The following is a 22,439-nucleotide window of genomic DNA, read 5'->3' as shown; positions in this document are numbered from 1 at the left end:
GTCTCCAACCAAGTCGCCACGGGGAACCGGCCATGTGCATGGCCAGTGTTCGAGCCGAGGCTACTGATCGCCCGCCAATTGAGCGAGCCCAAACGGAAATTCGCGGTCCGTTCTTGGTCACATGGCAAGAGATACGGCAAGCGGCCCGCCGTCACGCAGGGCGTGGGACGGGCCTACTCCGGCCTCGGTTGCAGTGGGGATCTACTTGGGCGCGCCGACCAGCTTGCCCTGCGGAGATACCGCGAACCAGGTACCGCCCACGCCCTGGCCATTGGTGTCACCCGGCTTGGTGTCACCCGAGAAGGTGTAGAGCGGCCAGCAGTCGATGGTCTGCTGTTTGATGCCGTCGGGACGATTGAAGGTGACGAAGCCCTTCTTCAGGATTCCCTTGGTGTTGTTCTTGTCGACAGGGGCAACAACAGGCCATTTCTGGAGGCAGTCCCCAGTGCACGCCGTCTTCATCGGCCAGGCCGAGTCCTTCTTGAACCGATAGACGGTCATACCGTTCTTATCAATGACGATCTCGCCGAGCTGAGGATCCTGTCGGGTGGTGAGACCCGCCGGGTCCACGGGCTGGGTCGGATTGGCCGCACCTGCTCCGGCCTGGGCCTTCTTGCCGTCGGGAGCCGCTGCGAACCAGGTGCCACCGACACCTTGCCCCTTGATGTCACCGGCCTTCGTGTCCTTGGCGAAGCGGTACATGGGCCAGCCGCCTATGGTCAGTTGCTTGGAACCGTCGGTGCGCGTGACCTCACCGAGTTGCGAGGCGTCGATTCCGACCGCCGACGACGTACCGGGCGCCGCGACCACGGGCCATGCCTTCGCGCAGTCGCCATCGCAATTGGACTTCGGTGGGGACGCGGTGTCGTTGTCGAAGCGGTAGAGGGTGAAGCCCGCGCTGTCGGTGACGACCTTGCCCAGTTCCGGGTCCTGGCGCACGGCGAGTTGCCCACCGGGCTTGGCTGCCACTCCCTGGGCGCTGGCGCCGGAGCCGTAGTCGTTCCCGTAGCCGCCGCCGGTTCCTGCGGGCTGTGCGGAGCGGGCCGCTCCAACGGCTTGGCTGTCGCCGCCGTCATTGGTCTTGTCCTGACCGCACGCCGTCGTCAGCACGAGTACGGCCGCCGCGGTCACCGCGAGCGAGGCGTTACGCCAGGTGTTCATGTCCACTCCCCAAGATCCCTATGAGCCTGATGCGACGCCCGTCCGCGTCGCTCATGGCCCTAGGTACGGGCCGGAGGCAGGGGTGTGTTCAACGTCGTCGAAAAATTCTCGAAGAAGGTTTTCCCACGCTGGACGACCGCGGTGAGCGGGCCGGGGGCCGCAGTGACGGGTGTACCGGTGCTGAACAGCGGTTCAGCACCGATCGACGGGTCAGAAGGGGCGCAGGGTGTTGCACACCGGCCGAAGGAAAGCTCTCGCAAGCGGTGCGGGCTCTTTGCGGACTCGTCGATGACTGGTCGATGGCTGGTCGATGGCTGGTCGATGTGGGTGCCTCGCCAGCTGGCTTCTCGCCCTAACCCGACAGCATCGCCACCGCCCCTACGACACCGTGGTGGACGAAGGGCGGAGGACATCCTGAGCCGTCCTTCGTACGGGCTAGCGAAATGACCCATTCGCCCGACACCGATCGCGGTGGTGGAACAGCGCTCCTAGCGTTTCGGTCATCGAGGGGCAATGACCTGCCTTCTGTGGAAATCGGTTCCGCGCCTGCTCCTCGGGGACCCGGAGGAATGACCATGCGCGCGATACGCGCTGCGTCCGCCGCACTGCTGGGCGCCACTGCACTCGGCTGGGCCGCTGCCCCCCTCGCGGCTGCCGCCGACACCCAAGCCACGACCTACTTCACCGTCAGTCCCTCGACCGTCGCACCGGGCGGGCGAGTGGCGCTCTCGGCGAGCGGCTGCAACACCACCGCCACCGCATCGTCAGGAATCTTCGATGCCGTCACCATCAGGCCGGGCACGTCCGCCGTGGCCACGGTCGACCCTGCCGCTCGGCCCGGAGCCCAGTACTCGGTGCAGTTCACCTGCGGCAGCCAGCGGGGCAGCTTCAATCTGACGATCGCCGGTGGTCGGTCGACGCCCACCACCAGTTCCACTGCGACGACGTCGAGCGCGCCCACCACCACGCCGTCAGGCGTCCTCGGTGGGCTCGGCGGGAGCGTCGAGGAGATGGACGCCGGCACGATCGCCCTCGGAGCGAGTCTCGTGCTCGCCGCCGCCGGCACGACGGTCTTCGTCGTACGCAGGCGTGTCTACGGTCACCGGCACTGATCCCGTCGGCCGCCCATCGTGTCGCACCACACCCACCAGGCCCGCACTGCTCGCCCGCCCGGACCAGGAAAGCCCGTTGCCCCGATCCGCTAGAGGGTCGGGGCAACGGGCTTTCCCACCGCACGACAGCGGTTTCCCACCGCACGACAGCGGGTCTCCACCGCACGGCAGCGTTTTCGCATCGCACGACAGCGGGTCTCCACCGCACGGCAGCGTTTTCGCACCGCACGACAGCGGGTCTCCACCGCACGACGACCGGTGGGGGTCAGACGGTCACGTCCTTGCGCCGACCGTGCGTCGACGGCGGGCGATGAACAACGTCCCTCCGATGGCCGCGGTGCCGACCAGCCCGGCACCCACCGCCATCTCGGTCGAACTCGGCCCCATCGAACCACCGAGGCCGCCCTGCGCACCGCGGCCCGACAGTACGGTGAACTGCGCGGTCGCCACATTGCGGTTGTTGTTGCAGCGGACCGCGAGGTTGTAGTGCCCGGGCGAGGCATGGTCGTGGATCCGGGCCGTGGCGGTCGAAGTGTTGTCACGGTTGTCCCCGCGGTTGTCGCGGTTCTCCCGGTTGTCACGGTTGTCGCCGCGGCTGTCCCCGCGGTTGTCTTCGCGGGGCGCGGAGAGCGTGACCTGCGAGAAGGCATTGGACGTGACCGTACCGCCGCGGTTGCAGCCGTGGACGGTGATCGTCAGGGTGCCGCCCTGGTGAACGGCGTGCGGATTGACGGAGACGTGGACCTGGCTGTTGTCCTGGCTGTCGCCGCCCGCAGCGGCCAGCGGGGCCGAGAGCCCGACGGCAGCACAGGTGACCGCTGCCACTGCGAGAGCGCGTGAAGCACGCATCGTGATCCTCCAGGGAAGACGCACCGAAGCGGCGCTCCGGGAAATTCGACGAGTACGCCTTCCATGACGAACACTCACCGGGCCCACTCCCGACCGCATGTCGACACTGGTCCACACCGGTGAGGGCATGCACTGACGACACGCCGGGGCGATCTGACGGAGCCGCAGGTCACAGACCGTCAGAAGTTTTATCGGGCCGGTTGACACGGATGGGCCACCCCCGCTGGCGGCGCCACCCGTTCGCCCTCCTCTCCTCGCACCACACGTCGTGCTCACTTAGCGTGCGTACACGAAGCGGGTAGATGTGACAAAAGGAGAGTCATGGGCGAGGGGTACAACGGCTCGGAGTCGCGTAGGCGCTCGCCGTGGGGCGTGCTCGCCCTGGTGATGCTCACCGGGATCGCCCTGATGAAGAACGGCGTCGACGTGTCGCTCGGCCCCCCGCAACCAGCGGCGGCAGCATCACTGGCCCGACCCGACGGGGAGACGTTCGCCCCTCTCGTACCCCCCAAGTCCCTGACGTTCGCACCCGCCGAGCGGGTGCGCATCCCCTCGATCAAGGTCGACGCCCCGCTCATGAACGTCGGTCTGGACCCCGACGGCTGGATCGAAGCCCCGCCGGCCGAGGACCGCAACATCGCCGGCTGGTACCAGAACGGCATCGCACCGGGCCAGCGCGGTACCGCGGTCATCGTCGGTCACGTCGACAACCTCTCCGGCCCGGCTGTCTTCTACGGCCTCGGCTCCATCACCAAGGGCGAACGGGTCGAAGTGCCGCGCTTCGACGGCAAGACTGCCGTCTTCGAGGTGTACGGCGTCGAGGTCTTCGACAAGGACGACTTCCCCGCCGCCCAGGTGTACGGGGACACCGGTCATGCCGAACTACGGGTGATCACCTGCGGCGGCGGCTACTCCAAGTCGAACGGCTACGACGGCAATGTCGTGGTCTTCGCCCGGATGGTCGACTCCCGCTGAGGTACGAGCGCCCGGCATCGGACGGTACGAGCCATGGGTCCGCACCGCCCCACGGCACGAACGGCGGCACGGGGTCGATGCGTCCCGGCGAGCCGCGCGCCGTCAACGCCGCGGGACGGTGATCTGATAGCCGTCGTCCAGCAGCCGGGGCAAGTACCGCCGCAACGCCGCAACGCTCTGGGAGCGATCGCCACCCGCGTCGTGGGAGAGGACCACCACACCGGGTCCGGCGCCGTCCAGCACCCGACGCACAATCGTGCCGGTCCCGGGTTCGGTCCAGTCCAGTGTGTCGACCGTCCAGGCGAGCGGCTCCATCCCCAACTCCGCACCGATCTCGAACGAGTGCTTGTTCCACGCCCCGAAGGGTGCCCGGTACCAGAGCGGAGCCTCGCCGAGCACCTCGTCCACCAGCTCGCTGGTGCGCCCCAGCTCATCGCGGATCCGTGAGGGCGGCAGCCGTGGAATCAACGGATGCGACCAGGAGTGATTGCCCACGACGTGCCCGTCGTCGGCCATTTCGCGCAGCAGATCCCGGTTGTGGTCCACCATCTCGCCGCAGACGAAGAACAGGGCCTGTACGTCGTACTGCCGCAGGGTGCGCAGGATGCCGGGGGTGTACCGGGCATCGGGTCCGTCGTCGAAGGTCAGCACCATGGCCCGGTCCGTGTCGGGCAGCCGCAGGAACGGCTGGGTCCGTACCGGTGGCAGGACCCTGCGCAGTGGGGCGGGGTTGTACTCGGTCATCGGCCGCAGCCGGTAGGACGTCGCCTTGACGGGCGGTCCCTGCGCGACCTGTGGACCGGCCGCGGGCGTCGGTCCCCCACCGGTCGGAGCACCGGATGCACCGGCGGTGCGGGCTGCCGTTCCTCTCCCCACGGGGTCGGTGCCTTCGGTCATCAACAGTCCTGCCGTGGCCGCCGCACCCAGGTACGCACCGATCCGCAGCACCGAGCGTCGATCGGGCGTCGTCTGATCCTTCGTCATGACCACACAGCTCGCACGGTCGGTGCGGCGAAACGCACTCCAACACGCCCCGGGCGACGAAAACACCCGATGGGAGCAGTGCGGGAGGCGGGTCAGCCCCGGCGCACCAGGGGGAAGGGCAGGGTCTCACGGATGGTCAGACCCGTCAGGAACATCACCAGTCGATCGACTCCGATGCCCAGTCCCCCGGTCGGCGGCATGGCGTACTCCAGGGCGTCGAGGAAGTCCTCGTCCACCTCCATCGCCTCCGGATCTCCCCCTGCGGCGAGGAGTGACTGGGCGGTGAGTCTGCGGCGCTGTTCCACGGGGTCGGTGAGTTCGGAGTAGGCGGTGCCCAACTCCGTTCCGAACGCGACCAGGTCCCAGCGTTCCGCGAGCCGTGGGTCGCGGCGGTGCTGGCGGGTGAGTGGGGAGACGTCCGTGGGGAAGTCCCGGTAGAACGTGGGCAGCTCGGTGCGCTCTTCGACGAGCCGCTCGTACATCTCCAGCACTACGTCGCCCCGGGTGTCGTCGGGGACATGGGGGACACCGGCCCGATCGCAGTGCCGACGCAGTGTCCCCTCGTCCGTGTCCGCGTCGATCTCCTCGCCGAGCACCGCGGAGATCGCGCCGTAGACCGTCCGTACGGGCCAGGGACCGGAGATGTCATGAGCGACCAGGGTGCCGTCGGAGGACTTGCGGTGGGCGACGGGCGAACCGAATGCGGCGATGGCCGCGCCCTGGATCAGTTCCCGGGTGAGGTCGAGCATCGTGTCGTAGTCGGCGAACGCCTGGTACGCCTCCAACATGGTGAACTCGGGGTTGTGCTTGTAGGAGACGCCTTCGTTGCGGAAGGTGCGACCCAGCTCGAAGACCTTCTCCAACCCACCGACGCACAGCCGCTTCAGATAGAGCTCGGGAGCGATGCGCAGATAGAGGTCGAGGTCATAGGCGTTGATGTGGGTGGTGAAGGGGCGCGCGTTGGCGCCACCGTGGATCTGTTGCAGCATCGGCGTCTCGACCTCCAGATAGCCGCGCTCCAGCAGTCCCTGTCGTAGCGCCTGAACGGCCGCGGAGCGGTGGCGCACGACATCACGGGCGCCGGGGCTGACCACCAGGTCGAGATAGCGCTGGCGGACGCGTGCTTCGGGATCGGCCAGACCGCGCCTCTTGTCGGGCAGCGGGCGCAGACACTTCCCCGTGAGCTGCCACTGGGTGACGAAGAGGGTCAGCTCGCCCCGATCGCTCGTACCGATGACCCCGGTGACGCTGATGTGGTCGCCCAGGTCGACGGTGGCGGTGAAACCGGCCACCGTACCCGGTCCGCTGTCGTCCCTCGTCAGCGCGATCTGTAGATCCGCTGACCAGTCGCGCAGCACGACGAACACCACCCCGCCGAAGTCGCGTACGGCCATCACCCGACCGGCCACGGTCTCCGTCTGGTCGGTGCGTCCGCCGGGGCGCGGAGGCGGTTGGTGGGCGGCCCGGATCTGTGCGACCGTGCCCGTCGGGTGGACGACGGAGACCGGATAGGGATCGATCCCCTCGGCGCGCAGCCGCTCCAGCTTTCTGCGTCGGACGCGCATCTGATCGGGCAGCCGCTCCTGCTCGGTGGCGGGTGCACTCGGTTCGGGCAGTCCGAGCGTCCCCATGGCGGGCAGTGACTCGGTGGTCGCGGGCCTGGGCGCCCCCGAGTGCCCCTTGCCCCACAGTTCCTGCAGGCTGGGTACGGAGACGAAGCCCTCGGCGATCGCGGACGCGAGCCCGATCCGGGCCAGGGATCCGGCGTCCCCGAAACAGAGGAAGCGCGGGTACCACTGCGGGTGGTACTTCACATTGGACCGGTAAAGCGCTTCGAGTTGCCACCAGCGGGAGAAGAACAGCAACAGGCGCCGCCAGGCGCGCAGCACCGGGCCCGCGCCAATGCGGGCCCCTTCCTCGAAGGCGGAACGGAACACGGCGAAGTTCAGCGAGATGCGCCGCACACCGACGCGGGCGGCTCCGGCGCAGAGCCCGGCGACCATGAACTCGGTGACTCCGTTGGGTGCCGTGCGATCGCGGCGCATCAGATCGAGCGAGATTCCGTCGCGTCCCCAGGGCACGAACGAGAGCAGGGCCATCAACCGACCGTCCTCGTCGAGGGCCTCGACGAGGAGGCAGTCACCGTCCGCCGGGTCGCCGAGGCGGTCGAGGGCCATGGAGAATCCGCGCTCGGTCTCGGTGTCGCGCCACGCGTCCGCCCGGTCGATGACGGTTTGCATCTCGTCCTCCGTGAGCGCGGAGTGACGCCGGACCCGGACGGTGGCTCCGGTGCGCCGTACGCGGTTCACCGCTTGACGGGTCACCCGCATGTCACGGCCGTCGAGATCGAACCGGGCGGCGTCCACGATCGCCTCGTCGCCGAGTTGGATCGCACCGAGTCCGGAGCGGGCGTAGGCCCGTGCGCCGTCTTCGGAAGCGCCCATGACCGCCGGCGCCCAGGCGTGGTGCCGGGCGATGTCGAGCCAGGCTTCGATGGCCCCGGGCCACGCTGCCCGGTCGCCGACGGGGTCACCGCTGGCGAGTGCGACGCCCGCTTCGACGCGATAGGTGATGGCGGCTCGGCCGCTTGGCGCGAAGACGGCGGCCTTGTCGCGCCGGGTGGCGAAGTAGCCGAGGGAGTCCGTCTTGCCGTAGGCGGCCAGGAGGGCGCGGATGCGGTCTTCCTCGTCGCCGTGGAGTGCGGCGCGGAGGCGTTGTGAACGAAAGAGGGTTGCCGCCGCGGCGAGCAGTGCGAAGGCACCGAACGCCCCGAGGAGGAAGTCCAGGAACCTCGGGGGACGGCCGTCGAACTGTCCGGCCGGCACCAGTCCGCCGAACACCCGGTTCGCGGCCCATCCCAGTCGTTGTGAACTGGGCAGCGAGCCCGGGAACAGTGCGGTCAGTCCCCACCCCACCAGCACCCCGAGGACCAGTGACACGACCAGGACGAGGAACGCCCTGCGCACGGCGCCGGGTCGGGTGCGTGCGTAGAACTCGCCCCGGGCGAGCACCAGGACCGCGACCGCACCCAGACACACCACGAAGCTCGGCACCCACGACCACGACGGATCGAACACCAGGTTCAGCAGATCGGCGAGGAGCAGGAGCGCCAGATAGCCGGTGACCAGCCACCATGCGGTCCTCTTGCGGGCGCCGACGGCGGTGGCGAGCAGCAGGAGGAAGGCCGCGTAGGCGAGGTTGGCGCTGACGGGGACGGTGAGGAGGTCGAGGAACCGGGTGATGGGCCGCAGCAGGGTTCGGAGCGGGGGGATGACGGCGATGAGTGCGCAGTAGACGCCGAGCACCGCGAAGAACGCCGCGAAGGCGGCGGGTACCCCGCTCCAGGAGTGGTCGCGGGCCCAGCCGCGGGTCTGTGGTGCGCGGTCCGCGGTGCTGCTCATGATCAGCACTGTAAGGAGGCGCACGGTCATGCGCCTGTCGAGGGGTTCGGGGCCGCCCGGTCGGTGTGCTCCTGCGGCCGGGGCGGGTGCGACCGATGGTCAGGGCGCATTCCGTGGGCGCCGATGGCAACGCGACGGCGCGGGACTCGGTCGACGGGTGCACGCGGTGGAGCGGCCTACTCTCGATGGTGTGACACAGCATCGCCCTTCTCAGTTCGAACTCGGCACGGACGGCCCCAAGGTCATCGTCGCCGGGGTCGACGGCTCGGCCTCCTCGCTGCGGGCGGTGGCGTACGCGAGCGGTCTTGCACGCCGGCAGAACGCGCTGCTCGCCATCGTCTACATCCAACCCGTGATCTCGATGGGCATGGCGCTGGGAGTGCCGGTGGTGGGCACGACGGAGGAGCTCGCGGAGGGGTTGGTCGCGGAGGTCCGGGCGGCGACCGAGCGGCTGCGGGACATCTGGGACGTGCGCTGGGAGTTCCACACCTTCCCGGGTGACCCCTACGGGGGGTTGGTCGCCGCGGCGGACGAGCTGAAGGCCGATGCGGTGGTGGTGGGTGCGTCGGAGTCGGCGGGGCACCGGCTGGTGGGCTCGGTAGCGGTGCGCTTGGTGAAGGCGGGGCGCTGGCCGGTGACGGTGGTGCCGTAGGTGAGCGGCGGGTCTCCGTGGCTGTCGGTGTCGGTGTCGGTGTGTGTTGCTTCCGTCTCGGTACTGCTGTCGGTGTGAGGGCAGACTGCCGGGGCTCAGCGGCCCATGGTGAGCCCGTCCGACGCGGCGTTGCGACTGAGCACGGCCGTCCTGATCGACGTCTGGGCCTGGCTGTAGTCCTCCCGGTCGGCCCCCCGTGCGAGTGCGGCGGGCAGATTGACGACCCTGCCCTCGACCGTGTCCATCCACTGGGGGATGAACTCGGCGCGGGTCACTTCCCAGCGTCCGCCCGGGGCCCGGGGCGGGGTGAAGGTGAACCGTCCGATGGAGCCCTGGTTGCCGCGGACGTCCAGGGATCCGGAGTAGTTCGTCATCGGACCCGCGATCTGGTCACCCATGCCGTAGACGACCCAGGTGCCGTTGACCTTCTCGTAGGGCTGGGGAACGTGAGCGTGTGTTCCGACGATCAGGTCAATGTCGGGGCGTCCCTCGGTACGGGACGCGGTGAGGCTCTTGGCCAGGGAGAGTTGTGTCGCATCGGGTTCGGTCTGCCACTCCGTGCCCCAGTGCAGACTGAGGACCACCACATCGGCCCCTGCCCGACGAGCGGCGCGGGCATCGGAAATGATCTTCTCCTCGTCCAGCAGGTTGACCGCCCATGGCTGTCCCTGGGGCAGTGGGTAGTCGTTGGTGCCGTAGGTGTACGCCAATTGGGCGACTTTGGCTCCGGCTGACTTCAGCCAGGCGGGGGTGGTGGCCTCGGCTGCGGTGCGGGCGGAGCCGGTGTGGCGTACGCCCGCCGTGTCCAGGGCGTCCAGGGTGCGCCGAATGCCCGCTGCGCCGTCGTCGAGCGAGTGGTTGGAGGCGGTCGAACAGGCGTCGTAGCCGGTGGCGGCCAGCCCCTTGGCGATCTGTGGGGGCGATTTGAACGCGGGGTACCCGCTGTAGTCGCCACGCTCGCCGTACACCGTCTCCATGTGGCAGATCGCCAGGTCGGCCGAGGAGATCACCGGTCGGACGCCCGCGAGCATGGGCCGGAAGTCGTAGTTCCCGTCATCCGAAGGCCCGGCGTCGACGCCGGCCTGTCGGATGACGGAGTCGTGCGGCAGCACGTCGCCCGTGGCCACGAGGGTGAAGGGGCGGGGTTGCTGAGCAGCGGGGACGGCGGGGCTGGCGGTCACCGGTCGTTCGACTCCGCTGGAGCGTGGGCCGTCGCCGTCGGTCGGTGCGCAGGCGACTGCGGCGGTTCCGCAGAGGACGACCGCGAGGGCCGTCGTTCCTCGTCCGATGTGGTGTGGCATGGGGCGGCTCCCAAGCAGTCCATCACGGAATAAATATGACAATCCGAATGCACCGCGTCAGAGTGTGGCCCGTCAAGTGACAGGGCCGTCCCGTCGCCGAAATGCCCCCTCCGCACAACCCCTCGGGGCTCCGCCCGTGCCGGTCGGCGTCCCCACAGCGACCTCGACACCGACCGCCGCTTCCCCGGCCGACCCGCCCCGGCCGACCGTTCACCGCACCACTCGCCGCTCCAGGCGACCGCTCGTCGACGCTCCCCGCCCATCGTCTGTCTCCCGACCCGGGCATGGGTTCGGATACGCCACGCAACGGTGTGACCCACACGACAGACGCTCCCGCACGAAAGGTGTTGGCCATGGCGACCGCGACCGCTTCCGCGACGACCGACGAGGGGGCCCTCGCGGACCTGCAACGTGAACACGGCCCCGCCCTCCTCACCTTCCTCCAGGGACTGACCTACGGAGACCAGATGAGGGCGGAGGACCTGCTCCAGGAGACGCTCGTCCGCGCCTGGCAGCACCCCGAAGCGTTCGACGGACCGTACGAGTCCATGCGGCCGTGGCTGTTCACCGTCGGCAGGCGGCTGGCGATCGACGCCCGCAGGTCCCGACTCGCCCGCCCCACCGAGATCGGTGACGGAGTCCTCGCCACCACCCCCGATCCGGCCGATCTCACGGAGACGACCGTGGCGGTCCTCGATGTCCGCGCGGCGGTGGAGTCGCTCAGCCCCGAACACCGTGCGGTGCTGATCCGGCTCTACTTCCAGGGGCTGAACGTCAAGGAGACGGCCATGGCCCTGGGCATTCCCGCGGGCACCGTGAAGTCGCGCTCGTACTACGCCCTGCGTGCCCTGTCCCGATGCCTCCCCGGCTACGCCCGTGCCCGCACCGCCCTCGGGCACCGGGGCGCATGACCCGTTCCTGGCGGGAGGAGGCGGGGGCGCTCCCGCCTCCTCCCGCCAGGAACGACACCCCCACCACCCGATCCGGACGGATGCCGATCGGCTTCGGCACGGCTTCGGCACAGCTTCGGCCGACGGCCCTCGACCGCATCGACTCCCCCTGGCATGGTCACCACAGATCGATCGCCCACGTCTCGAAGACCCCACCGGTACCCCCCTTGCTCTGGGGCCACGGCGACGGACCACGGATATGCCAAACGTCACGGTGAAGTTGAGTAAAGAGCCGCCCGCAACCGTCTCACTCGGTAGAGGCTCGTCTCCGAGTCGGCACACGCAGTCGTCCGGAAGAAGGTGGGAAGGGTGCAGCCAGAGAGTACGAACGGAACCAGCGGGCGCGCGCTGGCGATTCCAATGGCGTGGCTCTGCGCCGAGTACATCGCCGACGAAATGCTCCGCACCAGTTCCCTGGTGGAGAGCGGCTCACTGGAGTACCGGGCGGGACGCGAGACCCTCGCCCTGACCATCTGCCTGGCCGACGGCTCCGACGAGGCGGCCGGACTGCGGTCCGTGTCCCGGATCGAGGAGTGGCTGAACCTCACGACGTACGGCCACCCCTGGTCCGAGTGGGTGATGGAACGCCTGGCCGACCGCGAGGACCGTGAGGAGGGCATCGGCGGCAGACCGGATCCCGACCTCTCCCTCGCCCAGAGCTCCTGGCGCTGGCTGAGACAGACCGAACTACTCGCCGCCGACCTGGGCGACAGCGAACCGTGGCACCCCGCGGGACCCGCCGATGCCGTCGTGGACGAGTGCACGCAGATATGGACACCGGCTTGGCAGTTGGGGCTGCCGCTCAGCCATCTGGCCATCCATCTCTACTGACTCCGTTCGACATCGGTTCCGGACCCTGACCCTGTACCCGACCAGCCCCGAACCCGACCAGCCCCAAACCGGCCGCCCTCGAACGACTCCCCGCCCGGGCGGCCGGGGCCCGCTCAGCCCGTGATCCGATGGCCCGGGGACGAATGGACGCCCGCGCGGTACTTGGGAATCCGGACGGTGATCTTCATCCCGGCGCCGACCCCTGTCTCGATGACGAGCCCGTGATCGTCCCCGTACACCTGGCGCAACCGCTCGTCCACATTGCACAGGCCCATCCCCGCCGACCCGGTCCGCTCCCCCGCCAGGATGCGGCGCAGCAAGGCCGGGTCCATCCCCACCCCGTCGTCCTCGATCGTCACCATCGCCTCGGCCCCGGCGTCCTGGGCGGCGATGGTCACCCGGCACTCCTCCGGCGAGTCCTCCAGCCCGTGCTTGACCGCGTTCTCGACGAGCGGTTGGAGACAGAGGAAGGGCAGAGCCACCGGAAGCACCTCGGGAGCCACCTGGAGGGTCACTTTCAGCCGGTCACCGAAGCGGGCGCCCGCCAGAGCCAGGTACTGCTCGATCGAGCGCAGTTCATCGGCGAGGGTCGTGAACTCGCCATGCCGTCTGAAGGAGTACCGGGTGAAGTCAGCGAACTCCAGCAGCAGCTCACGAGCCCGACCGGGGTCGGTGCGGACGAACGAGGCGATCGCGGCGAGGGAGTTGAAGATGAAATGGGGCGATATCTGGGCTCGTAGGGCCCGGATCTCCGCTTCGATCAACCGGGTCCGGGAGCGGTCGAGTTCGGCGAGTTCCAGTTGTACGGAGACCCAGCGGGCGACTTCGGTGGCCGCGCGCACCAGGACTGCCGACTCCCTCGACCCATAGGCGACCAGCGCGCCGAGCACTCCCTCCTCGCCGGTCAGGGGGGCGATGACGGCCCAGCGCAACGGGCATTGGAGGTCATCGCAGTCGATGTGGACACAGCGGCTGCGCCCGGAGTCGAGCATGGCCGTCACATGCCCCATCACTCGTCGCTCGTGGTGGTCCTCGCCGGGTCCGTCCCAGGCGAGGACCCGTTCGCGGTCGGTGAGGCACAGGGCCTCGGTGCCCAGGAGGGAGCGCAGGTGTTTGGCCGCCTTGCGGGCGGTCTCCTCGGTGAGCCCGGCGCGCAGGGGCGGCGCGGCGAGCGATGCGGTGTGGAGGGTGTGGAAGGTGGCCCGCTCCACGGGGGTTCCGAGGTCGAGATCGGGGCGGCTGCCCCGGCTCGCCGTGATCCGTCCGATGACGACGCCCACCACCAGGAGGACGACGCCCGCCGCGGCGAGTGCGGCCATGCCCGTTCCGGTCATCGTTCTCTTCCTTCTCCCGGATGTCTGGTCGAGACGGAGTCCGGCGGTCTGCCCGCCAGATCCTCGGGCAGGTGCAGTCGGGCGAGGATCGCGATGGCGCCGGCGGGTATGTGCCGTGGGGTGGCCAGCGACACCAGGGTCATGGTGAGGAATCCGAGGGGCACGGACCACACGGCGGGCCAGGCCATCAGGGTGTGGGCCCACCCCTCGGGGGCGAGTCCGGCGCGGGTCGTCATCACCGCGGTGAGCGCTGAGCCGCCGCCGATGAGCAGACCCGCCACGGCTCCCGGTGGAGTGAGCCCGCGCCACCAGATGCCGAGGACGAGGAGCGGGCAGAAGGACGAGGCGGAGACGGCGAAAGCCAGGCCCACGGCATCGGCGATGGGGACATGGGTGGTGAGGGTGCTGACCACGGCGGGCACGGCCATGGCCAGGACGGTCGCGAGCCGGAAGTGACGTACGCCGCGGGAGGGCAGCACGTCCTGGGTGATCACCCCGGCAACGGACATGGTCAGCCCGGATGCGGTCGACAGGAACGCGGCGAAGGCGCCGCCGGCCAGGAGTGCACCGAGGAGGTCGCCCGCCACTCCGCCGATGATCCGTTCGGGCAGCACCAGGACGGCGGCGTCCGCGTCACCGGTGAGGGCGAGTTCGGGGGCGTAGATCCGGCCTAGTGCGCCGTAGACCGGTGGAAGGAGGTAGAAGGCGCCGACGAGCCCGAGCACCACGAGGGTGGTGCGGCGGGCGGCGCGGCCGTCCGGGCTGGTGTAGAAGCGGACGGCGACGTGCGGGAGCCCCATCGTGCCCAGGAAGGTGGCGAGGATCAACCCGTAGGTGGCGTAGAGGTGGTAGCCGTCACGTCCACCGGCCAGGGGTTGGGACCAACTCGACGGATCGGCACCCGACGAGATCCGTTCGGGGACCTCGGTGCCGCGGGCCAGACCGAGCAGCGTGCCCTCCTCGATCCGGTGGGCACCTTCGTCGAGGGTGAGGGTCCGGTCCTGGTAAGCGTGCCCGTCGACCTCCCCGCTGACGGTGATGGTCAGCGGTTTCGCCAACTCCATGCGTACGGTGTCGTCGACGCGGACCTCGGTGTGCTCGCGCAGGACGGCCGGGGCGTCGAAGCGGGCGCGGGGGGCGTCGTCGTCGGCCCATGCCGCCAGGAGGAAGAGTGCGGGCACCAGGAGTGCGGTGAGCTTGAGCCAGTACTGGAACGCCTGGACGAAGGTGATGCTCCGCATGCCACCGGCGGCGACCGCCCCGACGACGACCAGGGCGACGATCAGTCCCCCGAGCCAATCGGGCGCGCCGGTGAGGATCTCCAGGGTGAGCCCGGCCCCCTGGAGTTGGGGCAGGAGGTAGAGCCAGCCGATGCCGACGACGAAGAGGCTGGCGAGCCTGCGCACTGCGGCGGATTCCAGCCGGGCTTCGGCGAAGTCGGAGAGGGTGTACGCACCCGAGCGGCGCAGCGGTGCGGCGACCAGGACCAGGAGGACGAGATAGCCGGCGGTGTAGCCGACGGGGTACCAGAGCATGTCGGGGCCCTGGAGGAGTATCAGTCCGGCTATGCCGAGGAAGGATGCGGCCGAGAGGTACTCGCCGCTGATGGCGGCGGCGTTGAGGCCGGGGTTGACCGTGCGGGAGGCGACGTAGAAGTCGGATGTGGTGCGCGATATGCGCAGCCCGAGGCCGCCGATGAGCACCGTGGCGAGGACCACGACGGTGACGGCGGTCACCGCATACGCCTGGTTCACCGGTGTTCCCCCGCCCGCACCGTTCAGCGTCCTTCGACGAGCCTGAGGAAGTCCCGCTCGTTGCGTTCCGCCCGGCGTACGTACCAGCGTGCGGTGAGCCACATGACCGGGTGGACGCCGAACCCGAGGGCGCCCCAGACGACGGGGCCGGGAGACAGGGACTCACCGTCGAAGGCGGCGGGGAGCGCGAACAGGAGCGGCAGGGTGGCGACGCAGAGCACCAGGGTGCCGAGCGCCAGCAGCGCCGCACGGAGTTGGCTGCGCATGAGGGAGCGCACATAGGTGGCGCCGAGGGTGGTGTGTTCGCTGATCTCCGACCGCGCGTGGGTGTGGCCCGGCGGTCTTCTCGCGCTGCGGGGGACCCCGGTGACCACCTCGCGGCGGGGGCGTTGCTCTGCCGACATGGCCGTCCGCTCCAGCGTCTGTGGGTGAACTCTCTGCGGAGGTGTGGAGTCTACGCAGGCGGGTTTTCCGACGGTAGGCGCCCCGACCCCCTCGGGGTTCGCTTGGCTCGCGTGTTCAGGGGGCGGGTCGGCCGTCGGGGGATCTGGTGTGTTGCATCAACAGGTCGCGCAGTTGGCGGGCGTGCCGGCGACTGACGGCGAGTTCGGCGGTGCCGACCCGGACGGTGGTGGTACCGGCGTCGAGGCGTAGTTCGTCGATGCGGGAGAGCGAGACGAGATGGCTTCGGTGGATGCGGACGAAGCCCCGCGCGGCCCAGCGCTCCTCCAGTGTGGAGAGCGGGACGCGCACCAGATGGCTGCCCTCGTCGGTGTGCAGTCGGGCGTAGTCGCCCTGGGCCTCGACGTAGGCGATGTCGTGGATCTGGATGAAGCGGGTGACTCCGGCGAGTTCGACGGGGATCTGGTCGGAGCTGCTCTGCACGGGGGCGGTCGCGGCCGGCGGGTTGACGAGCTGGGCTGCCTGGGCGGCCTGGTCGCGGACGCGCCGCACGGCCTCGGCGAGCCGTTCCCGTCGCACCGGTTTGAGGACGTAGTCGACGGCCTTGAGGTCGAAGGCTTGGACGGCGAAGCCTTCATGGGCGGTGACGAAGACGATCAGCGGCGGGCGGGCGAAGCTGGCGAGGAGCTTGGCGACGTCGAGACCGGTCAGCCCTGCCATGTGGATGTCGAGGAAGACGACGTCGATGCCGTCGATGTCATCGGGTCCGGCGTCGAGGGCCCTGCTGATGCGGCGCAGGGCCCCGGTCGCGTCATTGGCCCCTTCGGCGCTGGTGATGTGGGGGTCGGAACGCAGCAGATAGAGCAGTTCCTCCAGTGCTGGTCTCTCGTCATCGACGGCCAGTGCACGCAGCATGGTGCGGATTCTAGGGCCTTTCCTTCGGATCGGGCCGGGGTTGGTGGGCACTGTCGGTGACAGGTCCTCGGGCGGACCGGAGGAAGGAGGGACTCGCTGTCGGCGGCGGCTTCGGAAGCTCACCGTCCGCAGGGGGATCGTCACTGTTCCGAGGGTGGTTGAGCACAGCGGGTGTGCGCTGCGTATGGAACGGTGCCCGATCGCACCGCGCATCCGCTGTGCTCAACCATTGAATCGAGGGGCCCATGGACATCCGGCAGCACCATCAGGATGTGGCGGCCTATGCGCTGGGGGTGCTGGAGCCCGGCGATGCGTTTCGGTTCGAAGACCACCTCGCCGACTGCGGCCTGTGTGTCCTGGAACTGTCCGGATTCGCGTCGGTGGCCGCGGCGATGGCGGAACTGAGCGAACCCGGCGCACCGCTCGTCCAGGCGTCGCCCGGGCTGTTGGACCGACTCACTCGGGACGTGGCGCGCTCGCTGCGGCGCAGCCGGCACAGGCGGCTGCGGCTCGCTGCGGCTGCCGCGGCACTCATCGTCGTACTGCCCGCGGCGGTGTGGATGGTGCAGGCGAGGCAGTCCCCGAACGGCTCAGACGGCTGGGGCAGCTCGGCCGGTCCGGGATTACGGGTCACTGCGACCGACGCCTCGACCGGTGTGACGGCTTCCGCGGTGCTGGAGGACCGGGCGTGGGGTACGGCGGTGGCCCTGCGTCTGAGCGGAGTGAAGGGGCCCGGCTCCTGTCGGCTGATCGCCGTCGGCGCCGACGGCGTGGAGCGTCCGGTCCTCAGTTGGCGGGTTCCCGCGAAAGGGCACGGGACGGCCTCCGGTGGCGCGCCGCTGGTCATCGAGGGTGGCACCGACCTGCCCAGCCACCTGATCGGACGCTGGGTGGTGCGCGACGCGGAGGGGAGGACCCTGGTGGCCCTGGGCGGCTGAGGGCGTCCTACTTGAGCAGTCGGGACAGCCGTCGGTCGGCCAGGGGTTTGCCGCCCGTCTGGCAGGTGGGGCAGTACTGGAGCGAGGAATCGCTGAACGACACCTGTCTGATGGTGTCTCCGCAGACCGGGCAGGGCTCGCCGGTGCGGCCGTGGACCCTGAGTCCGCTCTTCTTCTCCGCCTTGAGCCGTCCCGCGGCGATCGGCCGGGCACGTTCGACGGCGTCCCCGAGGGTGGTGCGCAGGGCTTCGTACAGGGCGGTGATCTCGTCCTCGTCCAGTCGGTGCACCAGTTGGAAGGGGGACATCTTCGCCGCGTGCAGGATCTCGTCGCTGTAGGCGTTGCCGATGCCCGCGATCAAGCCCTGGTCGCGCAGTGCGCCCTTGAGCTGTCGCCGCTCACCGGCCAGGAGTGCGGCGAAGGCAGCACGGTCGAACTCCGCCGAGAGGGGATCGGGGCCCAGTCGGGCGATGGCGGGCACCTCGGCGATGTCGTGGACCAGATGGACGGCGAGCCGCTTGGTCGTGCCCGCCTCGGTGAGGTCGAAGCCGCCACCCGATGCGAGCACGGTACGGAGCGCAAGGGGGCCCTTGCCCGGGCGTGGCGGGGTGGTGGGGTACTCGTCGTGCCAGCGCACCCAGCCGGCGCGGGCCAGGTGCACCACGAGGTGGAGTTCGCCCACGCCGATGTCGAGCCATTTGCCGTGTCGCTCCACGGCGGTGACCTCGGCGCCCTCGACCGCACTCAGCGGGGGGTCGTAGGTCTTGAGGACATTGATGGCCAGCGGCAGGACCCGAGCGATCCTCTCCCCGGCGAGACGATCCCCGAGGAAACCCCTCAGAGATTCCACTTCAGGCATTTCCGGCATGCGTCCAGAGTGCCGCAGCCCAGGAGAAAACGCAGATTCATCCACGCGGCGTCGTCTCGGCGGACCTCAGGTCGGGCGTCCGCAGGGCCGGGCTCGATCCTGCGTGGGGGAAGCGATCAGGGGGCCAGCAGTCGTAGTTCCGCCAACTCGTCCCGTAGGCCCTGCGCCAGGAGATCGAGGTCCGGTACCGCTTTGCCGTCCACGACCAGACCCACGTGGACCTTGCCGCCGTAGGTGGTCAGCGCCACGGCCAACGCCTGTCCCCGGGGCAGCGGAGCCATCGGATAGATCTCCTGGAGCGGCCTGCCACCCAGCGAAAGGGCCGAGCGGGGCAGCGGAACGCTGGTCACGAGGACGTCGAAGAGCATCCGGGCCGCGCCTTGGGCGAAGGGAGCACCGAACCGGTGGGCGAGGGGCGGCAACTGGTCCGCGAGTACGGCCAGAGCGCCCGCTCCGCGTGAGGGACCGGCCGCCTTGTTGCGGTCCATGGCCGCTCGTACGGCGGCCAGCCGCAGCCGTGGGTCGGGTTCGGCGACCGGAAGTTCCAGCAGGTAGGCGGAGAGCTTGTTGCCCGAGCCGGGTGGGCTGCCGGGGCGGCGGCGGGAAACGGGTACCAGGGCCCGCGGCCCGCTGGCGGGTAGTTGCTCGCCACGGAGGTGGGCCCAGCGCCGCAGCCCACCGGCCACCACCGCGAGGAGTACATCGTTGGCCGTGCCGCCCGTCTGCCGGCGGACGCTGCGCACCTCCTCCAGGTCCAGGATCACCGTGCCGAGACGCCTGGTACCACTGGACCCTGCGGTGAGTGCGGGCAGTCCCCGGGGGTCGAAGCGACTGGCGCGGACGACGGAGGCGCCGACCCCCACCGCACGCCCGAAGTCGTCGATGCGGTCACGGGCGAAGCCGAGGAGCCGGGCGGGGTCGCTGAACCACGGTCGGTCGGGAGCCGGCCCGGATCGGCCCACGCGGGCCGCTCGGGCTCCGGCGATCTCGTCGAAGATCCCGGCTCCGATGGCGACCGCGCGCATCCCGTCCGCGAGGGCGTGGTGGAGTTTGACCAGGACCGCGAAGGGTCCTTCGGGCTCGCCGGTGAGGAGGTACATCTCCCACGGCGGCAGCCCTCGTGCAAGCGGGCGTTCCATGAGCTCGCCGGCGACGGCGGTCGCCTCGGCCCGGAACTCCCCGGTGGGCAGGCGCACATGGTGGACGTGACGTCGTACGTCGAAGTCCTTGTCCACGGCCCAGACCGCTCCGCCGACGGGCACGAGCACGTCTTGGACCCGCATCCGCAGCCGCCGAATCGCACAGGCACGATCGGCGAGGAGTTCCCGTACCTCCTCGTCGAACGGCCGGTCGGTGCGGGGAGCGCCCTCGGCCGGTGCGAAGAGTGCGAGCGCGCCGAGGTGCATCGGATGGCCATCGGACTCTAGATGCCAGAAAGCCAGATCGAGGGGGGCGAGAAGCTCGCTACTCACGGTGTCCTCATGTTCTCGAAGGAAGACCTACAGGCCAGGCAAAAGGCGATGTCCCGCACACAATCGCAGCCCATCGCAGTCAATCGCCTTTGTTCGGTTACGGTCAAGTACGATCAATTTACGGACAGTTAACACCTGGATCAGGGAAGGCGCCCCCTCGACCTGCTCCGGATGGTGCGGTCCGATCGTTCCGGACCATGCCCTCCGGCTGATCGGATCGATGTGCTCAGGCTGCTCCGGGGGTGATGTGCGCCGGTTGCATCGCTCATCTCAACCGGAAGGACGTCACCGCCGGCCATCACCCCCATCGACGCCGCTCCGCCGCCATACCGTCCGCCGAGCCCGACGGGGAGAGCATTCAGTCGAGCCGATCCGGCACGGTGAACTCGCACCACACGCATTTGCCCGTACCGCGGGACTCCACTCCCCAGGCGTCCGCCAACTGGTCCACGAGGAGCAAGCCCCGTCCGGAGACTCCGGACAGGTCGGCCTCCCTGCGCCGTGGCAACGCGCTGGAGCGGTCCTCGACCTCCACCCGTAGCCGCCGCTCCGGTCCCACCAACACCCTGACGGTCACGATCGCTCCGCCGTCGGTGTGCATCAGGGCATTGGTGATCAGCTCATCGGCCGCGAGCTCGATCTCGTCGGACCGCTCCCGCGCCCCCCAGGCACGCACCGCCGAGAGGACCATGTGCCGGGCCGAGCGCAGCGCCTCCGGCTCGTTCTGCGCCACGCTCTGTTGCAGCCGGCCGCCCGAGCGAGGGGTGACGGTCCCCCGACGGCGCAGCAACAGGATCGCCACATCATCTTCACCGCCGCGTTCGTCCACGACCTCGCACAGGTGATCGGCCAACCGCTGGAGGTCGCTCGGGCCGCTGCGCACCAGGGCGGTCAGCATCTGCATCCCGTCGTCGAGGTCGGCGCCAGGCTGTTCGACCAGGCCGTCGGTGTAGAGGATCAGGGTCTGCCCCGGGTCCAACTCAACAGTGCTGACGGGGTACTCCAGCCGCCCGAACTCAGCCGAGAGCCCCAGTGGAAGCCCCCCTTCGACGGGGAGCCTGCGGCAACTTCCGTCCGTGTCACGCAGGAGGGGGTCGACATGTCCGGCACGCACCACCTGGACGACACCGGTCGCCGGGTCGGCTTCGGCGTAGAGGCAGGTCGCGAAGCGGTCGGTGTCCAACTCGTGGAGGAAGATCGAGGCCCGGGCCATCACCGTGGCCGGGGTGTGACCCTCGGCCGCGTAGGCGCGCAGGACGATGCGCAGTTGTCCCATGACGGCTGCCGCATCGGTGTCGTGCCCCTGGACGTCTCCGATGACCGCACCGACCCGGCCGCCGGGGAGGGTGATGATGTCGTACCAGTCCCCGCCGATGTCCCGACCGATCCGTGCCGATCGATAGCGCACCGCGATCTGCGCGCCGGGCACTTCGGGGATCCGGCGCGGCAGCATGGCCTGCTGGAGCCCTTCGGCGAGATCGTGCTCCTGGTCGTAGAGGACGGCGCGCTGGACGCTCTGCGCGATGCTGCTGCCCAGCGCGACCAGGACGTTGCGGTCCTCGGAGCTGAAGCCGGTGCGGTCGCTGTAGAGCAGGCCGAGCGCGCCGATCGGACGGGCTTGGGCGATGAGCGGCAGATAGGCCGCCGATACGATGCCGAGTCCTTCGAGGTGCGGCCAGAGGACCGGGTAGGACTCGGCGAAGTCGGCCTGGGACTCGATGAAGCGGGGGGCGAGCGTCCGTACCACCTCGCTCATCGGGTACTCGTCCTCGACCCGGGTCCAGCGGGTGCCGGGGATGAAGGCGTGCGTCGGCCCCTCGGCCACCAGATGGATACGACCGCCCGCCTCCAGCAGCCCCATCACCAGACTGGCCGCTCCGAAGTGCTCCAGGCCGTGGGAGGCGGTGAGGACGTCGATGACGTCCTGGACGGTTCGGGCGTGTGCGAGCGCCGCGGTGGTGGACTCGACCACACTGGTCTGCCGTCTGCGGTGGACGTCCGCGTCGGCTCGGGCGGCGGAGTCGGCGAGTTCCTCGGTGGCGTCGCGGACGATGCCGATGATCCGCTCGGGGCGGCCGTTCTCGTCCCGGCGCACGCACCCCTGGGTGTGGGTCCAGCGCAGCCCGCCGTCACGGCGACGGATGCGGAAGTAGACGCCGTAGTTCTCATTGCCGTTCTTGAGCGCCTGGGCCACCTGGGAGTCCAGCCGGGCGGCGTCCTCCGCCGGCATCCGGTCGGTGAGGCTCGCCCGGTAGCCGTCGTAGTCACCAGGCCGCAGTTCCAGCACCTGGAGCGCAGAGTCGTCCAGATGCATGAGTCCGCTGGCCAGGTCCCAGTCGAAGCTGCCCATGCGATTGAAGGACAGACTCAGATCGGGGCCGACCGGCCAGTCGTCGGGAAGCGACAGGGCACCCGCTGCCCGATCAACCATGGAGCCACTCTGTCATCATTTGTCAGATTCTTCGACTGATTGGGCAATTAAATTGATATGCCCGCTTTATTGAGATTTCTAATGTTAGGTGCTTAACGGGAGGTCATCG

General features: G+C 69.4%; 18 protein-coding genes. 6 read left to right on the top strand and 12 right to left on the bottom strand.

The annotated features are described in order from the left end of the window. Nucleotides 1–201 precede the first annotated feature (201 nt). Nucleotides 202–1,161: an SCO0930 family lipoprotein gene (locus ACFXJL_RS22500; RefSeq protein ID WP_358881200.1), complete on the bottom strand. Its 960-nt coding sequence runs from the start codon at nucleotides 1,159–1,161 to the stop codon at nucleotides 202–204. A gap of 575 nt (nucleotides 1,162–1,736) precedes the next feature. On the opposite strand from ACFXJL_RS22500, the gene ACFXJL_RS22495 reads away from it, so the two are divergent. Beyond that, nucleotides 1,737–2,273: a hypothetical protein gene (locus ACFXJL_RS22495; protein WP_358881201.1), complete on the top strand. Its 537-nt coding sequence runs from the start codon at nucleotides 1,737–1,739 to the stop codon at nucleotides 2,271–2,273. 273 nt (nucleotides 2,274–2,546) lie between these two features. On the opposite strand, the gene ACFXJL_RS22490 is transcribed toward ACFXJL_RS22495, so the two are convergent. Continuing rightward, nucleotides 2,547–3,122, bottom strand: a complete 576-nt coding sequence (locus ACFXJL_RS22490; RefSeq protein WP_384638145.1) for a hypothetical protein — start codon at nucleotides 3,120–3,122, stop codon at nucleotides 2,547–2,549. A 321-nt stretch (nucleotides 3,123–3,443) separates the two neighbouring features. Here ACFXJL_RS22490 and ACFXJL_RS22485 point away from each other — a divergent pair, with 321 nt between their 5' ends. After that, nucleotides 3,444–4,097, top strand: a complete 654-nt coding sequence (locus ACFXJL_RS22485) for a class F sortase (RefSeq protein WP_329025504.1) — start codon at nucleotides 3,444–3,446, stop codon at nucleotides 4,095–4,097. 102 nt (nucleotides 4,098–4,199) lie between these two features. On the opposite strand, the gene ACFXJL_RS22480 is transcribed toward ACFXJL_RS22485, so the two are convergent. Together ACFXJL_RS22480 and lysX are read right to left on the bottom strand one after the other, a co-directional pair. Then, nucleotides 4,200–5,081, bottom strand: coding sequence for a polysaccharide deacetylase family protein (locus tag ACFXJL_RS22480; protein ID WP_384638148.1), 882 nt, complete (start codon nucleotides 5,079–5,081; stop codon nucleotides 4,200–4,202). Between the two features lie 92 nt (nucleotides 5,082–5,173). Continuing rightward, complete coding sequence (gene lysX / locus ACFXJL_RS22475) at nucleotides 5,174–8,482, bottom strand: bifunctional lysylphosphatidylglycerol synthetase/lysine--tRNA ligase LysX (RefSeq protein ID WP_384695058.1); 3,309 nt, start codon at nucleotides 8,480–8,482, stop codon at nucleotides 5,174–5,176. 190 nt (nucleotides 8,483–8,672) lie between these two features. On the opposite strand from lysX, the gene ACFXJL_RS22470 reads away from it, so the two are divergent. Further along, nucleotides 8,673–9,134: a universal stress protein gene (locus ACFXJL_RS22470; RefSeq protein ID WP_358881205.1), complete on the top strand. Its 462-nt coding sequence runs from the start codon at nucleotides 8,673–8,675 to the stop codon at nucleotides 9,132–9,134. Nucleotides 9,135–9,229: 95 nt separating this feature from the next. On the opposite strand, the gene ACFXJL_RS22465 is transcribed toward ACFXJL_RS22470, so the two are convergent. Continuing rightward, nucleotides 9,230–10,435: a CapA family protein gene (locus tag ACFXJL_RS22465; protein ID WP_384695055.1), complete on the bottom strand. Its 1,206-nt coding sequence runs from the start codon at nucleotides 10,433–10,435 to the stop codon at nucleotides 9,230–9,232. A gap of 353 nt (nucleotides 10,436–10,788) precedes the next feature. Between ACFXJL_RS22465 and ACFXJL_RS22460 the strand changes: the two genes are divergently transcribed. Then, nucleotides 10,789–11,346, top strand: coding sequence for a sigma-70 family RNA polymerase sigma factor (locus tag ACFXJL_RS22460; RefSeq protein ID WP_358881207.1), 558 nt, complete (start codon nucleotides 10,789–10,791; stop codon nucleotides 11,344–11,346). Nucleotides 11,347–11,694: 348 nt separating this feature from the next. Next, nucleotides 11,695–12,216 (top strand): hypothetical protein, encoded by a 522-nt coding sequence (locus tag ACFXJL_RS22455; RefSeq protein WP_384638160.1) that lies wholly within the window; start codon nucleotides 11,695–11,697, stop codon nucleotides 12,214–12,216. A 113-nt stretch (nucleotides 12,217–12,329) separates the two neighbouring features. On the opposite strand, the gene ACFXJL_RS22450 is transcribed toward ACFXJL_RS22455, so the two are convergent. The 4 genes from ACFXJL_RS22450 to ACFXJL_RS22435 form a co-directional block, all read right to left on the bottom strand. Further along, the gene (locus tag ACFXJL_RS22450; protein WP_384638163.1) at nucleotides 12,330–13,550 is read right to left on the bottom strand and encodes a sensor histidine kinase; all 1,221 of its coding nucleotides are present in this window, start codon (nucleotides 13,548–13,550) and stop codon (nucleotides 12,330–12,332) included. Beyond that, entirely contained in the window at nucleotides 13,547–15,304 is a 1,758-nt protein-coding gene (locus tag ACFXJL_RS22445; protein ID WP_384638166.1) for a cation acetate symporter, read from the bottom strand. The genes ACFXJL_RS22450 and ACFXJL_RS22445 overlap by 4 nt, the downstream gene beginning before the upstream one ends. A gap of 23 nt (nucleotides 15,305–15,327) precedes the next feature. Next, nucleotides 15,328–15,708 (bottom strand): hypothetical protein, encoded by a 381-nt coding sequence (locus ACFXJL_RS22440; RefSeq protein WP_329025487.1) that lies wholly within the window; start codon nucleotides 15,706–15,708, stop codon nucleotides 15,328–15,330. Nucleotides 15,709–15,823: 115 nt separating this feature from the next. After that, entirely contained in the window at nucleotides 15,824–16,621 is a 798-nt protein-coding gene (locus ACFXJL_RS22435) for a LytTR family DNA-binding domain-containing protein (RefSeq protein WP_329025485.1), read from the bottom strand. 245 nt (nucleotides 16,622–16,866) lie between these two features. Here ACFXJL_RS22435 and ACFXJL_RS22430 point away from each other — a divergent pair, with 245 nt between their 5' ends. After that, nucleotides 16,867–17,559, top strand: coding sequence for a hypothetical protein (locus ACFXJL_RS22430; RefSeq protein ID WP_358881212.1), 693 nt, complete (start codon nucleotides 16,867–16,869; stop codon nucleotides 17,557–17,559). A 7-nt stretch (nucleotides 17,560–17,566) separates the two neighbouring features. On the opposite strand, the gene ACFXJL_RS22425 is transcribed toward ACFXJL_RS22430, so the two are convergent. From ACFXJL_RS22425 to ACFXJL_RS22415, 3 genes are all read right to left on the bottom strand, one after another. After that, complete coding sequence (locus ACFXJL_RS22425) at nucleotides 17,567–18,427, bottom strand: DNA-formamidopyrimidine glycosylase family protein (protein ID WP_358881213.1); 861 nt, start codon at nucleotides 18,425–18,427, stop codon at nucleotides 17,567–17,569. A 116-nt stretch (nucleotides 18,428–18,543) separates the two neighbouring features. Next, on the bottom strand, nucleotides 18,544–19,899 hold the full coding sequence (locus tag ACFXJL_RS22420; protein ID WP_358881214.1) for a wax ester/triacylglycerol synthase family O-acyltransferase: 1,356 nt from the start codon (nucleotides 19,897–19,899) through the stop codon (nucleotides 18,544–18,546). A gap of 358 nt (nucleotides 19,900–20,257) precedes the next feature. After that, nucleotides 20,258–22,330, bottom strand: a complete 2,073-nt coding sequence (locus ACFXJL_RS22415) for a SpoIIE family protein phosphatase (protein WP_358881215.1) — start codon at nucleotides 22,328–22,330, stop codon at nucleotides 20,258–20,260. Nucleotides 22,331–22,439: the final 109 nt, after the last annotated feature.

It is taken from the genome of Streptomyces sp. NPDC059256 (assembly GCF_042753785.1).
In the GTDB taxonomy this organism is placed as follows: domain Bacteria; phylum Actinomycetota; class Actinomycetes; order Streptomycetales; family Streptomycetaceae; genus Streptomyces.
The sequence above is the reverse complement of the archived record's forward strand: the minus strand, read 5'-3'. Positions and strand labels throughout refer to the sequence as shown.

What these genes read in the sequence shown, in the direction of transcription:
- ACFXJL_RS22495 (WP_358881201.1), top strand. Translation starts at nt 1,737, where the DNA reads ATGCGCGCGATACGCGCTGCGTCCGCCGCACTGCTGGGCGCCACTGCA.
- ACFXJL_RS22425 (WP_358881213.1), bottom strand. Translation starts at nt 18,427, where the DNA reads ATGCCGGAAATGCCTGAAGTGGAATCTCTGAGGGGTTTCCTCGGGGAT.
- ACFXJL_RS22500 (WP_358881200.1), bottom strand. Translation starts at nt 1,161, where the DNA reads ATGAACACCTGGCGTAACGCCTCGCTCGCGGTGACCGCGGCGGCCGTA.
- ACFXJL_RS22415 (WP_358881215.1), bottom strand. Translation starts at nt 22,330, where the DNA reads ATGGTTGATCGGGCAGCGGGTGCCCTGTCGCTTCCCGACGACTGGCCG.
- ACFXJL_RS22435 (WP_329025485.1), bottom strand. Translation starts at nt 16,621, where the DNA reads ATGCTGCGTGCACTGGCCGTCGATGACGAGAGACCAGCACTGGAGGAA.
- ACFXJL_RS22460 (WP_358881207.1), top strand. Translation starts at nt 10,789, where the DNA reads ATGGCGACCGCGACCGCTTCCGCGACGACCGACGAGGGGGCCCTCGCG.
- ACFXJL_RS22430 (WP_358881212.1), top strand. Translation starts at nt 16,867, where the DNA reads ATGGACATCCGGCAGCACCATCAGGATGTGGCGGCCTATGCGCTGGGG.
- lysX (WP_384695058.1), bottom strand. Translation starts at nt 8,482, where the DNA reads ATGAGCAGCACCGCGGACCGCGCACCACAGACCCGCGGCTGGGCCCGC.
- ACFXJL_RS22450 (WP_384638163.1), bottom strand. Translation starts at nt 13,550, where the DNA reads ATGACCGGAACGGGCATGGCCGCACTCGCCGCGGCGGGCGTCGTCCTC.
- ACFXJL_RS22440 (WP_329025487.1), bottom strand. Translation starts at nt 15,708, where the DNA reads ATGTCGGCAGAGCAACGCCCCCGCCGCGAGGTGGTCACCGGGGTCCCC.
- ACFXJL_RS22490 (WP_384638145.1), bottom strand. Translation starts at nt 3,122, where the DNA reads ATGCGTGCTTCACGCGCTCTCGCAGTGGCAGCGGTCACCTGTGCTGCC.
- ACFXJL_RS22485 (WP_329025504.1), top strand. Translation starts at nt 3,444, where the DNA reads ATGGGCGAGGGGTACAACGGCTCGGAGTCGCGTAGGCGCTCGCCGTGG.
- ACFXJL_RS22480 (WP_384638148.1), bottom strand. Translation starts at nt 5,081, where the DNA reads ATGACGAAGGATCAGACGACGCCCGATCGACGCTCGGTGCTGCGGATC.
- ACFXJL_RS22465 (WP_384695055.1), bottom strand. Translation starts at nt 10,435, where the DNA reads ATGCCACACCACATCGGACGAGGAACGACGGCCCTCGCGGTCGTCCTC.